The following is a 14,951-nucleotide window of genomic DNA, read 5'->3' as shown; positions in this document are numbered from 1 at the left end:
ACGGTGGCGGTGCCCGACCGCCCGCCCGGCCGCGTCCGGGCGTGTGGTGCCGCCGGGGCGGGGAGGTGGAGCGGATCATGGGCGATGCCTGCCCCGCGCGGACGATTCCATGGCTTGCGGGTCCCCCGAGCGGGTGGGCCGACATGCGGGGTTCCGGCCCGCGTGGTGCGATATGCCCATGATCGTCACCATCGTGGGCGCCGGCAGCATGGCGCGGGGCATCGCCACCCGCGCCCTGGTCGGCGGGCACACCGTACGACTCATCGACCACTCCGCCGACAAGGCGCGCGCCCTCGCCGACGAACTGCGCCAGGCGCACCCGGCCGGACATGTGCAGCCCTCCGACGCCATCGGCGTCGAGGACGCCGACATCGTCGTGCTCGCCGTGCCGTACCCCGCCGGGCGCGAGGTGGTCGCCGACTACGGCACGGCGCTCACCGGCTCGGTCGTCGTCGACATCTGCAACCCGGTGGACTTCCGCACCTTCGACGCGCTCGTCACCCCCCTCGGTCTCTCGGCGGCCGAGGAGATCGCCGCCGAGGCCGCGCCCGGGGTGCCGGTGGTGAAGGCGTTCAACACCACCTTCGCCGGCACGCTGCTCGCCGGGGAGGTGGCCGGGCAGCGGCTGGATGTGTTCATCGCCGGTGACGACGAGGGGGCCAAGGCCACCGTCGCCGAGCTGGTCTCCTCCGGCGAGCTGCGTCCGCTGGACGTCGGGCCGCTGCGCCGGGCGCGGGAGCTGGAGGGGTTCCAGTTCCTGCTCATGACGGTCCAGGACCGGCTCGGTTTCGACTGGGCCGGCGCGCTCAAGATCATTTCCTAGGGGTGGCGTGAGGGAGACGACCGACATCACCGCCGCCGGGGCGACCCGGCGCCGCTTCGCGCTGGCCGCCGCCGTCCTGCCGCTGGCCCTGCTGGTGACCTGGGACGGGGTGCGCGGCGCCGGGCCGCAGGAGGCGGGCGGCGAGCGGGCGCAGGACGCCGAGGCCGTGACGCAGGCGGCGATCGCCCGCCCGCCCGGGATCGTCACCCGGGCGGAGTGGGGCGCGGACGAGACGCTGCGCTCGGGGCCGACCACCTACACCGGCGCCGTCAAGGCCGTCTTCGTGCACCACACCGCGCACCCAGACACCTACGACTGCGCCGAGGCGCCCGATCTGCTGCGCGAGATGTACGCGTACCACGTGGGGCTGCGCGGCTGGGACGACCTCGGCTACAACTTCATGGTCGACAAGTGCGGCACGATCTACGAGGGCCGCTCCGGCGGTCTGGAGCGCAACGCCTACGGGGCGCACACCGAGGGCTTCAACAGCGACACGGTGGGGGTCGCGGTGCTCGGTACCTACGACCAGCTGGAGCCGCCGCGCGAGGTGCTGGACGCGATCGCCCGGATCGCCGCCTGGAAGCTGCGCTCGGGGGTGGATCCGCGGGCGCGTACCCAGCTGGTGTCGACGAACGGCGACAGCCGGTTCGCGGAGGGGGCGGCGGTGGAGGTGGAGGTGATCTCCGGGCACCGCGACACCTCGTACACGCACTGTCCCGGCGAGGCGCTGTACGCGGCGCTGCCGGCGATCCGGGCGGAGGCCGCCCGGCTGCGGTCGGAGGCGGCGCAGGCCCTGGCCGGTGGCGGGGCGGGGGCGCCGGACGCGCCGGACGTGCCCGGGGAGGAGGCGGTGCGGAAGGAGCCGCGGATGCCGTCCGGGCCCCCTTGAGCGTAAGGAACGGATAAGAGTTGAGCCTGCTTCGCTCAGGTCATTTGACGTGGGTCACCGCCTGCGGCACTCTTGAGTCAGATTCACTCAACAGTGCTGGAGGAAACCGAAATGGCACGAGCGGTCGGCATCGACCTGGGCACGACGAACTCCGTCGTCAGTGTTCTCGAAGGCGGTGAGCCCACCGTCATCACCAACGCCGAGGGCGCCAGGACCACGCCGTCCGTCGTCGCCTTCGCGAAGAACGGTGAGGTGCTCGTCGGCGAGGTCGCCAAGCGGCAGGCCGTCACCAACGTGGACCGGACCATCCGCTCGGTCAAGCGTCACATGGGCACCGACTGGAAGGTGAACCTGGACGGCAAGGACTTCAATCCGCAGCAGATGTCCGCGTTCATCCTCCAGAAGCTGAAGCGGGACGCGGAGGCATACCTGGGCGAGAAGGTCACCGACGCGGTGATCACCGTCCCGGCGTACTTCAACGACCACGAGCGGCAGGCCACCAAGGAGGCCGGCGAGATCGCGGGCCTGAACGTGCTGCGGATCGTCAACGAGCCGACCGCCGCCGCCCTCGCCTACGGCCTGGAGAAGGACGACCAGACCATCCTGGTCTTCGACCTCGGTGGCGGTACGTTCGACGTCTCGCTGCTGGAGATCGGCGACGGCGTGGTGGAGGTCAAGGCCACCAACGGTGACAACCACCTCGGTGGTGACGACTGGGACCAGCGGGTCGTGGACCACCTGGTGCGCCAGTTCGCCAACGCGCACGGCGTGGACCTCAGCAAGGACAAGATGGCCCTCCAGCGGCTGCGCGAGTCCGCCGAGAAGGCCAAGATCGAGCTGTCCTCGTCCACCGAGACCACGATCAACCTGCCCTACATCACGGCGTCCGCCGAGGGCCCGCTGCACATGGACGAGAAGCTCACCCGGGCGCAGTTCCAGCAGCTGACCGCGGACCTGCTGGAGCGCTGCAAGACCCCGTTCCACAACGTCATCAAGGACGCCGGCATCCAGCTGTCCGAGATCGACCACGTGGTGCTCGTCGGTGGCTCCACCCGGATGCCCGCGGTCGCCGAGCTGGTGCGCGAGCTGACCGGCGGCAAGGACGCCAACAAGGGCGTCAACCCGGACGAGGTCGTCGCCATCGGCGCCAGCCTCCAGGCCGGTGTGCTCAAGGGTGAGGTCAAGGACGTCCTGCTGCTGGACGTCACCCCGCTGTCCCTCGGTATCGAGACCAAGGGCGGCATCATGACCAAGCTGATCGAGCGCAACACCACGATCCCGACCAAGCGTTCGGAGATCTTCACCACGGCCGAGGACAACCAGCCGTCCGTGCAGATCCAGGTCTACCAGGGCGAGCGCGAGATCGCCGCGTACAACAAGAAGCTCGGGATGTTCGAGCTGACCGGTCTGCCGCCGGCGCCGCGCGGCGTCCCGCAGATCGAGGTCACCTTCGACATCGACGCCAACGGCATCATGCACGTCTCCGCCAAGGACCTCGGTACCGGCAAGGAGCAGCGGATGACCGTCACCGGTGGCTCCGCGCTGCCGAAGGACGACATCGAGCGCATGATGCGCGACGCCGAGCAGTACGCGGACGAGGACCACCGCCGCCGTGAGGCCGCGGAGACCCGCAACCAGGCCGAGCAGCTCGTCTACACCACGGAGAACTTCCTCAAGGAGAACGCCGAGAAGGTTCCCGGCGAGGTGAAGACCGAGGTGGAGACCGCGGTCGCCGACCTCAAGGAGAAGCTGAAGGGCGAGGACACCGCGGCCATCCGTGAGGCGTCCGAGAAGGTCGCCGCCACCAGCCAGAAGCTGGGCCAGGCGATGTACGCCGACGCGCAGGGCGCCCAGGCGGCCGGCGCGGGTGCCGGTGCGGGCGCGGGCGCGGCCGGCGGTGCCCAGGGCGGTGCGGCCGGCGGCGACGACGATGTCGTCGACGCCGAGATCGTGGACGACGACAAGCCGAAGGGTGGTGCGGCGTGACCCAGGACCCGCAGGGCTTCGACAAGGAGCCCGAGGTCCCCGACGCCGAGGCCGCGCATCCGAACCCGGACGCCGCCCCCGCCGAGCCGGAGCAGCCGGACGGCGGGGCGGCGCAGGGCCCGGGTGAGGGCGCCGGTCCGGGTGGCGCGGGCGGTGACGCCGGGCAGCCCTCGGTCGAGGTGGCGCTGACCGCGCAGCTCGACCAGACCCGCTCGGCGCTGAACGAACGCACTCAGGACCTCCAGCGGCTCCAGGCGGAGTTCCAGAACTACCGCCGCCGGGTGGAGCGTGACCGGGTCGCCGTCAAGGAGATCGCGGTCGCGAACCTGCTCACCGAGCTGCTGCCGGTGCTGGACGACATCGGCCGCGCCCGGGACCACGGCGAGCTGGTGGGTGGCTTCAAGCAGGTGGCCGAGTCGCTGGAGACGGTGGCGGCCAAGATGGGCCTGATGCAGTTCGGCAAGGAGGGCGAGCCCTTCGACCCGACGATCCACGAGGCCCTGATGCACAGCTACTCGCCGGACGTCACCGAGACGACGTGCGTGCAGATCCTCCAGCCCGGGTATCGGATCGGCGACCGGACGATCCGCCCCGCGCGGGTCGGCGTCGCCGAGCCGCAGCCGGGCGCCCCCGCGCAGGCGGCGGGGCCGTCCGGGGACGAGGCGAAGCCCGACCAGCCGGAGGACGGCGCATCGTCCACCGAGCCGGAGAACGGGGCCGGCGGCAGCGGTGCCGCCGGTTCGGACGAGGGCTGAGGCGGAGGGAATGCGGCTGCTGAACGGACCGATCGGGGAGGAGGGATGCCGGGGATGAGCACCAAGGACTTCATCGAGAAGGACTACTACAAGGTCCTCGGCGTCCCGCGCGACGCCACCGAGGCGGAGATCAAGAAGGCGTACCGGAAGCTCGCCCGCGAGAACCATCCGGACGCCAACAAGGGCGACGCCCGCGCCGAGGAGCGGTTCAAGGACGTCTCCGAGGCCTACGACGTGCTCGGCGACGTGAAGCGCCGCAAGGAGTACGACGAGGCGCGCGCCCTGTTCGGCGGTGGCGGCTTCCGGCCCGGTCCCGGGGCGGGCGGCCAGCAGTTCAACTTCGACCTGGGTGACCTCTTCGGCGGCACCCAGGGCGGTCCCGGCGCGCCGGGCGGGCCCGGTGGCCCGGCCGGCGGCTTCGGCGGCGGAGGCATCGGCGATGTCTTCGGCGGACTGTTCAACCGGGGCGGCGCGGGGACCCGTACCACCGCGCCGCGCCGGGGGCAGGACGTGGAGTCCGAGGTGACGCTCAGCTTCACCGAGGCGGTCTCGGGCGCCACCGTGCCGCTGCGGATGTCCTCCAGCGCGGCGTGCAAGGCGTGTTCGGGTACCGGTGACAAGAACGGCACCCCCCGGGTGTGTCCGACCTGTGTCGGCACCGGCCAGGTGAGCCGGGGCGGCGGGGGCGGGTTCTCGCTCACCGATCCGTGCGTGGACTGCAAGGGCCGGGGGCTGATCGCCCAGGACCCGTGCTCGGTGTGCCGGGGCAGTGGCCGGGCGACCAGTTCGCGCACCATGCAGGTGCGCATTCCGGCGGGCGTCGGCGACGGGCAGCGCATCCGGCTGCGCGGCAAGGGCGCCCCGGGCGAGCGCGGCGGTCCGGCCGGTGATCTGTACGTGGTCGTGCACGTGGACGACCACCCGGTCTTCGGCCGCCGTGGCGACAATCTGACCATCACCGTGCCGGTGAGCTTCACCGAGGCGGCCCTCGGCGGCGAGATCTCGGTGCCCACCCTCGGCGGCCCGCCCGTCACGCTGAAGCTGCCGCCCGGTACCCCCGGCGGGCGCACCATGCGCGCCCGGGGCAAGGGCGCGGTGCGCAAGGACGGTTCGCTCGGTGATTTGCTGGTCACGATAGAGGTAGTGGTCCCGCGCGATCTGAGCGAGCCGGCGCGCAAGGCCCTGGAGGAGTACCGAGCGGCAGCCGGGGACGAGGATCCCCGGGCGGCGCTGTTCGAGGCCGCGAAGGGAGAGTGACGAGATGGACGGCTGGAACGCACCAGGAACCGGGCCCCGCTCACCAGGTGGAGGCCGCGGGCCGGGCCCCGGCCCGCTGACCGACGACACCCCGGTGTACGTCATCTCGGTCGCGGCCCAGCTGTCCGGTCTCCACCCGCAGACCCTGCGGCAGTACGACCGGCTCGGCCTGGTCTGCCCGGACCGCACGGCCGGGCGCGGGCGGCGGTACTCCGCGCGCGACATCCAGTTGCTGCGCGAGGTGCAGCGGCTGAGCCAGGACGAGGGCATCAACCTCGCCGGGATCAAGCGCATCATCGAGCTGGAGCACCAGGTGGCCGTCCTGCGCTCCCAGGTCGCCGAGATGCAGCAGGCGCTGGAGGGCGCGGCGCTGGCCATGCGGCAGCGCGAGGCCCAGGTGCACGCCTCCTACCGGCGCGATCTCGTGCCGTACCAGGACGTCACCCACCAGGGCGCCGTCGTGGTGTGGCGCCCCGAGCGGCGCGGCTGAACCGACAGCGGTGGGGCCCGGTGCGGTATCCGCACCGGGCCCCCGCGCGTGCGGGCGGCCCGGAAAAAAGCGCGGGCCGTCCGCCGCCCGGGAATGAGAAGCTGCGATCATGCGACGGACAGGACCTGGACTCGATTCCGGCGGTGACGGCATACCCCTGCTGGCGCTGCACGGCAGCTTCGGCCGCGGCGCGGTTTTCGAACGGCTGGCCGCCGATCTCGGCCCGGCCTTCCGGGTCATCGCCCCCGACCAGCGCGGTCACGGCCACTGCCCGCCCCGCGAGGGCGGCTTCGGCATCGACCGGTTCGTGGCGGACGCCGAACGGCTGCTGACCGAACTGGACCTCGGCCGGCCCATCGCGGTGTTCGGCCACTCCCTCGGCGGGATCATCGCCTACCGGCTGGCGGCCCACCGCCCCGACCTGGTCTCGGCGCTGATCATCGAGGACGTCGGCCCGGTGATGCGGCGGCCCGAGATCGCCCACCCCGTGCTGGACGTCCGCGGCTGGCCCGCCACCGCGCCCACCCGCGAGGCACTCGCGGCGGCCATTGAAGCGGCCGGAGTGCCGGACGCCACCTACTTCATGGCCAGCGCCGTCCAGGACCCGGAACAGGGCGGCTGGCGGCTGCTGTTCGACTGGGACACGATGATGGAGGTCCAGTGGGGCGGCGTCGGCGACTGGTGGGAGGCATGGCTCGGCTCCAGCTGTCCCGCGCTGGTCCTGCACGGCGAGCACAGCACCCTGCTGCCCGCGCCGCTGGCGCGGGAGATGACCGCGCGGCGGCCCGGCACCCGGCTGCTGGAGTTCCCGGGCACCGGCCACTGGATTCACGACGAGGACCCGGCGGGCACGGCGCGGGCGGTCCGGGAATTCCTGGCATGACCGGACCGGAACCCGCGCTGCTCACGCTGCGCGAGGTCGGCCACGCCTACGGGGAGACCCCGGTTCTGCACTCGGTGTCGCTCGATCTGTCGCCCGGGGAGTGCGTGGTGCTGCTGGGCCCGAACGGCTGCGGCAAGTCCACCCTGCTGCGGCTGGCCACCGGGCAACTGCGGCCGACGACCGGCGAGGTGCTGTTCGCCGGCCGGCCGGTGGACGAGAACGACCCCGGCACCCGGGCCCGGATCGCCACGGCGCTCGACCCCACCGCGTACTACCCGGATCTGACGGTGCGCGAGCATCTGATGCTCATCGCCCTCGCCCACGGCCTCGGCGAGGCCGCCGAGCGGGCCGTTACGGATCAACTGGCCGAACACCGGCTGACCGAGCGCGCCGACGTGCTGCCCCGCGCGCTGTCCTCCGGCCAGACCCAGGCGATGCTGCTGGCCGCCGCGCTGGTCAGGCCGCACGACCTGCTGGTCCTCGACGAGCCGGAGCAGCGGCTGGACGCCCGCGCCAGGGCCTCGCTCGGCGCCCGGCTGGCCCGGCGCAAGCGGACGGCCGGTACCGCGATCCTGCTGGCCACCCATGACGCGGCGCTCGCGGCGGAACCGGGCCTGGCGGACCGGCTGGTGGAGTTCGACGACGGCGCGGTGACGGTGAGGCCCCGTGCGGGACGGTAGCGAGGACCTGGCCGGTGCGCCGCAGGACGCGCTGCGCCATCTGCACCGGCTCACCGGCCCCCAGCGGCGCGCCAAGCGGCGCGGGGACGCGCTGCTGCTGTACGGGGTGTCGCTGATCGTCGCGTTCTGGCTGGTGCCGTATCTGGTGGACGCCGGACGCACCGCCGGGACGGAGGCGGACGGCGGGCTGTGGGTCAACGACCGGACGGCCTGGCTGCTGGAGGCGCTGCCGGGCGTACTGCCCGCCGCGCTGGCCCTCGCCCTGTACGGCGCGGCGCGCACCGCGCTGTGGCGCGGGCCGGTGCGGCTGCCGGGTGAGGTGGTCAGCTGGCTGCTGCCCACCCCGGTGGACCGGCGCCGCCTGCTGCTGCCGTACTGGTGGGCGGCGCTGGCCCGGGTGGCGGTGGCGACGCTGCTCGCGGGCGCGGCTGCCGGGTTCCTGCTGCGGGCGATGGTGCCGGGCGGCGGTGCGGCCTGGGCCCCGGCCGTGGCGGCCGGCGCGTGGGGCGGACTGCTCACCGGACTGCTGGCGGTGGCGGCCGGCACGCTCGTCGAACGGTACGAGGGCGCGGTCGCCCGGCACGGCCGGTGGCTGTTCCGCACGGCGGCGGCCCTGGTGGCCGTGCTGGGGCTGGCGGCGGCAGCGGGGGCCGGGCTGCTGTGGAGCGGGCCGTGGGGCTGGGCGGTGGCGCCGCTGGCGGCGGCGCTCGGCCTCGGCGGTGCCGCGTGGTGGCCGCTGGCGGTGCTGGCCGGCTCGGCGGGCACCGGGTGGCTGCTGCTGGTGGCCCATCGCGCGGCGGGCGCGATCCCGGCCGCCGCACTGCGTACCCGCACGGCGGCCGGCTCGCTGCTGGCCGCCTCGGTCCTGACCGGCAATCTGCGGCAGGCTCGCGCGGTGGTGCGCGACACCGGCCGGCCACCCGCGCGACCGCCGCGGCTGCGGCTGCCGTTCCCCCGGCGGCCCGCGCTGCTGATCCCGTGGCGGGACGCCACCGGACTGCTGCGGGCCCCCGGACGGCTGGTGACGGCGGCGCTGTGGGCGGCGCTCGCGGTCCTGCTGGCCCACGCCGGCTGGCCACTCGCCGCGCTGATCGCCGGCTACCCGGCGGCCGGGGCGCTCACCGAACCCGCCCGGCTGGACAGCGACGACACCCGGCGGGCCGGCCAACTGCCGTACGCGCCCGGCACGCTGGCCCTGTGGCACGGGGCGCTGCCGGTGCTGCTGCTCGCCCCGGCGCTCGCGGCCGGCGGGGCCCTGCTCGCGGTCGCCGCCCCGGCGCTGGTGGGGGCGGCGCTGGTCAGCTCCTACCGGGGGCAGGTCCCGCCGCACGTGATGATCGGGGTGGAGACCCCGGCCGGGAACACCGGCCCCTTCCAGACCGCCCTGTGGTACGCCCGCGGGCCGCTGGTGACCCTGGCGCTGCTGGCCCCGGTGCAGGGGATACCGCTGTGGGCGGCTCTCCCGTGGACGCTGGCGGTGGCGGCGGGCACGGCGGGGTGGGTGCGCCGCACCGTTCGGTACGCGATCAGCTGAAACAGGCCCTCGCACCACTCCCGTCTGTCCACGGTCAGCCACTTCCGGGCACCGTCCGGGAAGGACCGCGCGGCCCCGGGCGCGCCGTTCGGGGGCGCCGGTGCGTCAGACCGGCAGGGCCATCCGTTTGGGGGCCAGCGCGGGGACGGCGGGGAGGACCAGGGACACCAGGCAGCCCGTGAGCAGCCAGCCGCCCACCACATCGGTGACATAGTGCACGCCGAGATAGATCCGGCTGAGGCCGACCGCCACCGTCCAGCAGCCGACCACGGCCACGGCCGCTGTGCGCGGCCAGCCGCGCCGTACCGTGAGCAGCAGCACGGTGATCAGGGTGAACCCGGCCAGCGCGGTGGTCGTGGTGTGGCCCGAGGGAAACGACGGGCCGTTCACATGGGTGAGCCAGTCCGGCATCGGCGGCCGGGGGCGGTCGATGCTCCACACCAGCGTGTACCGCAGCAACTGCCCCGTCACGAGCGCCCCCACGCCCGCCAGCGCGCCGATCGCCGGCGCTCCGGAGCGCCGCCCCGCCAGGGCCCCGGCCAGCGCCATCACCAGGATCGGGCCCACCCCCGTCCCGGTATCGGTGACGGCGGTGACCAGCCGGGTGAGCCCCGGGGAGCGGTGATCGAGGAACCAGCTGGTGAGCGCGGTGTCGATCCCGAACGGCTCCCGGCCGTGGAGGAACACCGCCACCGTCAGCAGCGTGAACAGCGCGCCGGTCACGGCGGCGGTCAGCAATGAGCGGGCCATTGGGGCAGGTTAGGCCCCAACCGTCCGGACGGCCCGTCACCGCGCGGGCGGGCGGGCACGGAAAGGGGAGGGCGAGGGGGTGGTGTCGGCGCATGATGGTGTCCTTCCGTCCTGGGCGGGTGCCGTGGGTAAGGCGGTCCCCCTCCACGTCAGGAGGCGGGTGCCGCATGGACGTTGCTCTCGGCCGTCCACACTCTGAAGACGATCCGGCACCACCGTCGCGTTACCGAACCGTGACCTCTTCACCCGATCGAGTGGTGCGGCTGGACACGGCCCGGCGCCACCCGCAGCGTGTCCGGCATGGACGTCCACCGCCGGCTGCTGTCCGCCGCCACCGCCGCCGTGCTCACCGTCACCGTGCACGGAGCCACCGCCCCCGCCGCGCTGGCCTCCGAGCCGTGGGCCGGCGGCGCGCCCGGCACGGTCGGCAAGATCCTCTGGGAGCTGGACGACAGCGGCCGGCTCGGGGTGTGTTCCGGCGCCGTCGTGGACGCGCCGGGCGGCAGCGTCGTCGCCACCGCCGCGCACTGCGTCAGCGCCCCGGACCGGCCGGAGCCGCCCGCCGAGGTGTGGTTCGTGCCGGGCTACGACCACGGCCTCGCGACCTATCAGGAGGACGGCTGGCGGGTGCTCTCCTTCCACACCCCCGCCGCGTGGCAGCCGCAGGAGGGCGGGGACATCGCCGAGCTGCTGCCCCACGACTACGCGTTCCTGACGGTGGAACGGAAAGCGGGGCGCACCCTCCAGCAGACGCACGGGGCGCACACGCTGGTGTTCGCGCCGGTGCCGGCCGACCGGGACGTGGCGGTGCTCGGCTACCCGGCGGCAGCCCCGTACGACGGCGAGTCGCTGCGCTCCTGCTCGGGCCCGACCCAGGTGCTCGACGGCCCGGACGCCCCGCCCGTCAACGCGGGCGGGCTGCTGCTGGAGGACTGCGACCTCACCGAGGGCACCAGCGGCGGCCCCTGGCTCCAGGGATACGACCCCGCCACCGGCACCGGCACGGTGGTAGCGGTGATGTCGGCGGGCACCGGTACCGGCACGGTGGTGGGCCGTCCCTTCCCGGCGGAGGCCGAGGACCTGCTGGCGGCGGCGGTGGCGGCGACGGCGGATGGACCGAACACCTAGCGCGACCGGAGCGGTACGCCGTGCACGGCGGCGTACTCGTCGGCGAGCCAGGGCGCCAGGTCCTCGATGAGCGCACCCAGTGCCGCCGGGTCGGCGGCCGGACGCCGTGCGGTGGCCGCCGCCAGCCGCATCTGCCCGGCGCGCCGCGGATAGGTATGGCCGAAGATCTCGGCGGACCGCTCCAGGTCGCTGGTCCAGCCGCCCCAGCGGGGCATGACGAGGGTGAACCCGGTGCGCACCAGCCGCCGCCCGACCCGTCTGGCCAGCGCCCGGCGCTCGGCCCCGGTGGCCGCCTCGGCCGCCGCGCGCCGCCAGCCAGGGAGGAGGCGGGCCAGATCGCCGTTGGTCTCGCGGGCCAGGAGAGAGGTGGGGCGGTAGCGGGGCAGCCGCTCCGCCAGATCGGGCCCGAGCAGCGGGGTGCACAGACAAGCGAGGAAGAACCCGGCGTCGTACCGCTGGGACGGGCTCAGCAACTCGTCCCGGCCGGAGAGCAGGATGCCCACCCCGTCGAGCTGGGGGAACGCGGCGTCGAGCGCGGCTTCGAGCGCCGTGGCGTCGGCACGCTCGGCCGGACCCGGCGCGTGATGGAGCGCGAGCTGAAGGTCGAGATCGGAGACCCCGGGCACGGCGGTGCCGCGCGGGACACTGCCATAGAGGTACGCGCTGTGCAGCCGGTCCGGGCCGAACACCGCGCCGATCCGCTCCCGCGCCGCCGCGACGACCGGGACGAACGCCTCGCCCACGCGGTCGAGCGATCCCTCCCGCGCGATGGTCCCGTCCGCCCGCAGCCCCCGGTCGTTCGCCTCCACACCGTCACTGTGCCGCCCCGCCTCCGGTCCGGCCAGCGGATTTCCCGGGGGTGTGCACATCAGATCAGGTCGGCGGTCTCCAGCTCGAAGCCGAACGGCTCCGGCAGTAGGAGGGACTTGCCGTAGGTCACCGAGAGGACCGTCCGGTAGTCGTTGCTGCCCGGCTCGCTGTGCAGGGTGACGGTCTCCAGCTCGCGGTCGCACAGCAGATAGAGCGGGATGCCGGCCCGTGCGTAGCAGCGCCGCTCGAGAGTCCGGTCCCGTTCGCCCCCCTGTACTCGTCCGTGGCGGCGGGTGTGGATCGGCATTGAGTGGAGTAGACTCAACTTATCGCATGACCCATGAGGCAAGCCGAGGAGTAACGCGACGTGACTGCCGAGCTGACCAACAGGAGCCGGGAAGCGATCAGTGGCGCCAATGACCGGGCGCTCACCGATGGGCACAGTGACATCACCCCGGCGCATCTGCTGCTCGCCCTGCTCGAAGGGCAGGACAACGAGAACATCCGCGATCTGCTCGCCTCCGCCGGTGCCGACGCCGCCGCGCTGCGGGCCGGTGCCGAGCGGCTGCTCGGGGCGCTGCCCACCGTGCAGGGCAGCACCGTCAGCCGGCCGCAGCCCAACCGCGAGCTGATGGCCGTCCTCGCCGACGCGGGGCGCCGGGCCGGCGACCTCGGCGACTCCTTCGTCTCCACCGAACACCTCCTCATCGCGATCGCCGCCCAGGGCGGCAAGGCCGGCGAGCCGCTGGACGCCCGGGCCCTCACCGACGCCTTCCAGAGCTCCCGGGGTTCCCGGCGCGTCACCACCGCCGATCCCGAGAACACCTACAAGGCGCTGGAGAAGTACGGCACCGACTTCACCGCCGCCGCCCGCGAGGGCAAGCTGGACCCGGTCATCGGCCGTGACCACGAGATCCGCCGCGTCGTTCAGGTGCTCTCCCGCCGCACCAAGAACAACCCCGTCCTCATCGGCGAGCCCGGCGTCGGCAAGACCGCCGTCGTCGAGGGGCTGGCCCAGCGCATCGTCAAGGGCGACGTCCCCGAGTCCCTGAAGAACAAGCGCCTGGTCTCCCTCGATCTGGGCGCCATGGTGGCCGGGGCCAAGTACCGGGGCGAGTTCGAGGAGCGGCTGAAGGCCGTCCTCGCCGAGATCAAGGCGTCAGACGGCCAGATCGTCACCTTCATCGACGAGCTCCACACCGTCGTCGGCGCGGGCGCCGGCGGCGACTCCGCCATGGACGCGGGCAACATGCTCAAGCCCATGCTGGCCCGCGGCGAGCTGCGCATGGTCGGCGCCACCACCCTGGACGAGTACCGCGAGCGCATCGAGAAGGACCCGGCGCTGGAGCGCCGCTTCCAGCAGGTCCTGGTGGCCGAGCCCGGCGTCGAGGACTCCATCGCGATCCTCCGCGGACTCAAGGGCCGCTACGAGGCGCACCACAAGGTCCAGATCGCCGACGCCGCGCTGGTGGCCGCCGCCACCCTCTCGGATCGCTACATCACCTCCCGCTTCCTCCCGGACAAGGCCATCGACCTGGTGGACGAGGCGGCCTCCCGGCTCCGGATGGAGATCGACTCCTCGCCGGTGGAGATCGACGAACTCCAGCGTTCGGTCGACCGGCTCCGCATGGAGGAGCTGGCTCTGGTCAACGAGTCCGACGCCACCTCCCGGGAGCGGCTGGCCCGGCTGCGCCGCGAACTCGCCGACCGCGAGGAGGAACTGCGCGGCCTGACCGCCCGCTGGGAGAAGGAGAAGCAGGGCCTCAACCGCGTCGGTGAGCTGAAGGAGCGGCTGGACGACATGCGCGGCCAGGCCGAGCGCGCCCAGCGCGACGGCGACTTCGAGACCGCCTCCAAGCTGCTGTACGCCGAGATCCCGGCCCTGGAGCGGGAGCTGGCGGACGCCGCCGAGGCCGAGCAGGAGACCGCCGCCCGCGCGACCATGGTCAAGGAGGAGGTCGGCCCGGACGACATCGCCGATGTGGTCTCCTCCTGGACCGGCATCCCGGCCGGCCGGCTGCTGGAGGGGGAGAGCGAGAAGCTGCTGCGGATGGAGGAGGAGCTGGGCCGCCGGCTGATCGGCCAGCTCGACGCCGTACGGGCCGTCTCGGACGCCGTGCGCCGCTCCCGGGCCGGGGTCGCGGACCCCGACCGGCCCACCGGCTCGTTCCTCTTCCTCGGCCCGACCGGCGTCGGCAAGACCGAGCTGGCCAAGGCGCTGGCCGACTTCCTCTTCGACGACGAACGCGCCATGGTCCGCATCGACATGAGCGAGTACAGCGAGAAGCACTCGGTGGCCCGGCTGGTCGGGGCGCCCCCCGGCTACGTGGGGTACGAGGAGGGCGGCCAGCTCACCGAGGCGGTCCGCCGCCGCCCGTACACGGTCGTGCTCCTGGACGAGGTGGAGAAGGCGCACCACGAGGTGTTCGACATCCTCCTCCAGGTGCTGGACGACGGCCGGCTGACGGACGGCCAGGGCCGTACCGTCGACTTCCGCAACACCATCCTCATCCTCACCTCCAACCTCGGCAGCCAGCACCTCATGGACCCGCTGGCCAAGCCGCACGAGCAGCGCGAGCAGGTGCTGGCGGCGGTGCGGGCGGCCTTCCGTCCCGAGTTCCTGAACCGGCTGGACGATCTGGTGATCTTCAGCGCGCTGGGCACCGCCGAGCTGAGCCGGATCGCCCGGCTCCAGATCGACTCGCTCCAGCGCCGGCTCGCCGACCGCCGGCTCACCCTGGACATCACCGAACCGGCGCTGACCTGGCTGGCCGAGGAGGGTCTGGACCCGGCGTACGGGGCCCGTCCGCTGCGCCGGCTGGTGCAGAGCGCGATCGGCGACCAGCTGGCACGGCGCATCCTGGCCGGCGAGATCCGGGACGGGGACACCGTGCGGGTCGAGCCGGACCCGGACGGCGGCGCCCTGCGGGTGACGCCGGCGGCGGCCGGGTGAGGTGATCTTTCCC

Annotated in this window: 14 protein-coding genes; 11 read left to right on the top strand and 3 right to left on the bottom strand. The window is 73.5% G+C overall.

Annotated features, from left to right (window positions below):
* Positions 1-178: 178 nt before the first annotated feature.
* The 9 genes from BM385_RS11960 (at position 179) to BM385_RS27115 (ending at position 9,297) form a co-directional block, all read left to right on the top strand.
* Entirely contained in the window at positions 179-823 is a 645-nt protein-coding gene (locus BM385_RS11960) for an NADPH-dependent F420 reductase (protein WP_019432012.1), read from the top strand.
* Positions 824-830: 7 nt separating this feature from the next.
* Positions 831-1,712 (top strand): peptidoglycan recognition protein family protein, encoded by an 882-nt coding sequence (locus tag BM385_RS11955; RefSeq protein WP_093843026.1) that lies wholly within the window; start codon positions 831-833, stop codon positions 1,710-1,712.
* A 111-nt stretch (positions 1,713-1,823) separates the two neighbouring features.
* Positions 1,824-3,698 carry a molecular chaperone DnaK gene (gene dnaK, locus BM385_RS11950; RefSeq protein WP_019432010.1) on the top strand — a complete coding sequence of 625 codons (1,875 nt, stop codon included), beginning with the start codon at positions 1,824-1,826 and terminating at the stop codon, positions 3,696-3,698.
* A complete protein-coding gene (gene grpE / locus BM385_RS11945) occupies positions 3,695-4,453 on the top strand; it encodes a nucleotide exchange factor GrpE (RefSeq protein ID WP_019432009.1) in 759 nt (252 codons plus the stop codon). Before dnaK ends, grpE begins: the two co-directional genes overlap by 4 nt.
* 54 nt (positions 4,454-4,507) lie before the next feature.
* Complete coding sequence (gene dnaJ / locus BM385_RS11940; RefSeq protein WP_019432008.1) at positions 4,508-5,710, top strand: molecular chaperone DnaJ; 1,203 nt, start codon at positions 4,508-4,510, stop codon at positions 5,708-5,710.
* A 4-nt stretch (positions 5,711-5,714) separates the two neighbouring features.
* On the top strand, positions 5,715-6,200 hold the full coding sequence (locus BM385_RS11935) for a heat shock protein transcriptional repressor HspR (protein WP_037755266.1): 486 nt from the start codon (positions 5,715-5,717) through the stop codon (positions 6,198-6,200).
* A 109-nt stretch (positions 6,201-6,309) separates the two neighbouring features.
* Positions 6,310-7,083 (top strand): alpha/beta fold hydrolase, encoded by a 774-nt coding sequence (locus BM385_RS11930; RefSeq protein WP_093843025.1) that lies wholly within the window; start codon positions 6,310-6,312, stop codon positions 7,081-7,083.
* Positions 7,080-7,763 (top strand): ATP-binding cassette domain-containing protein, encoded by a 684-nt coding sequence (locus BM385_RS11925; protein WP_093843024.1) that lies wholly within the window; start codon positions 7,080-7,082, stop codon positions 7,761-7,763. Before BM385_RS11930 ends, BM385_RS11925 begins: the two co-directional genes overlap by 4 nt.
* Positions 7,750-9,297, top strand: a complete 1,548-nt coding sequence (locus BM385_RS27115; protein WP_093843023.1) for a hypothetical protein — start codon at positions 7,750-7,752, stop codon at positions 9,295-9,297. The genes BM385_RS11925 and BM385_RS27115 overlap by 14 nt, the downstream gene beginning before the upstream one ends.
* A gap of 105 nt (positions 9,298-9,402) precedes the next feature.
* On the opposite strand, the gene BM385_RS11915 is transcribed toward BM385_RS27115, so the two are convergent.
* Positions 9,403-10,047: a phosphatase PAP2 family protein gene (locus tag BM385_RS11915; protein ID WP_093843022.1), complete on the bottom strand. Its 645-nt coding sequence runs from the start codon at positions 10,045-10,047 to the stop codon at positions 9,403-9,405.
* 300 nt (positions 10,048-10,347) lie between these two features.
* On the opposite strand from BM385_RS11915, the gene BM385_RS11910 reads away from it, so the two are divergent.
* Positions 10,348-11,175, top strand: coding sequence for a trypsin-like serine peptidase (locus BM385_RS11910; RefSeq protein WP_093843021.1), 828 nt, complete (start codon positions 10,348-10,350; stop codon positions 11,173-11,175).
* Here the strand turns inward: BM385_RS11910 and BM385_RS11905 are convergent.
* Together BM385_RS11905 and BM385_RS27110 are read right to left on the bottom strand one after the other, a co-directional pair.
* Entirely contained in the window at positions 11,172-11,984 is an 813-nt protein-coding gene (locus BM385_RS11905) for a nucleotidyltransferase family protein (RefSeq protein WP_093843020.1), read from the bottom strand. The genes BM385_RS11910 and BM385_RS11905 overlap by 4 nt on opposite strands.
* Positions 11,985-12,043: 59 nt before the next feature.
* Positions 12,044-12,292 (bottom strand): Uma2 family endonuclease, encoded by a 249-nt coding sequence (locus tag BM385_RS27110; RefSeq protein ID WP_093843019.1) that lies wholly within the window; start codon positions 12,290-12,292, stop codon positions 12,044-12,046.
* 60 nt (positions 12,293-12,352) lie between these two features.
* Between BM385_RS27110 and clpB the strand changes: the two genes are divergently transcribed.
* Positions 12,353-14,938: an ATP-dependent chaperone ClpB gene (gene clpB / locus BM385_RS11895; protein ID WP_019432001.1), complete on the top strand. Its 2,586-nt coding sequence runs from the start codon at positions 12,353-12,355 to the stop codon at positions 14,936-14,938.
* Positions 14,939-14,951: the final 13 nt, after the last annotated feature.

The organism is Streptomyces harbinensis (genome assembly GCF_900116145.1).
Classification (GTDB): Bacteria; Actinomycetota; Actinomycetes; order Streptomycetales; family Streptomycetaceae; genus Streptomyces; species Streptomyces carpaticus.
This window is presented reverse-complemented; position numbering and strand designations above follow the sequence as displayed.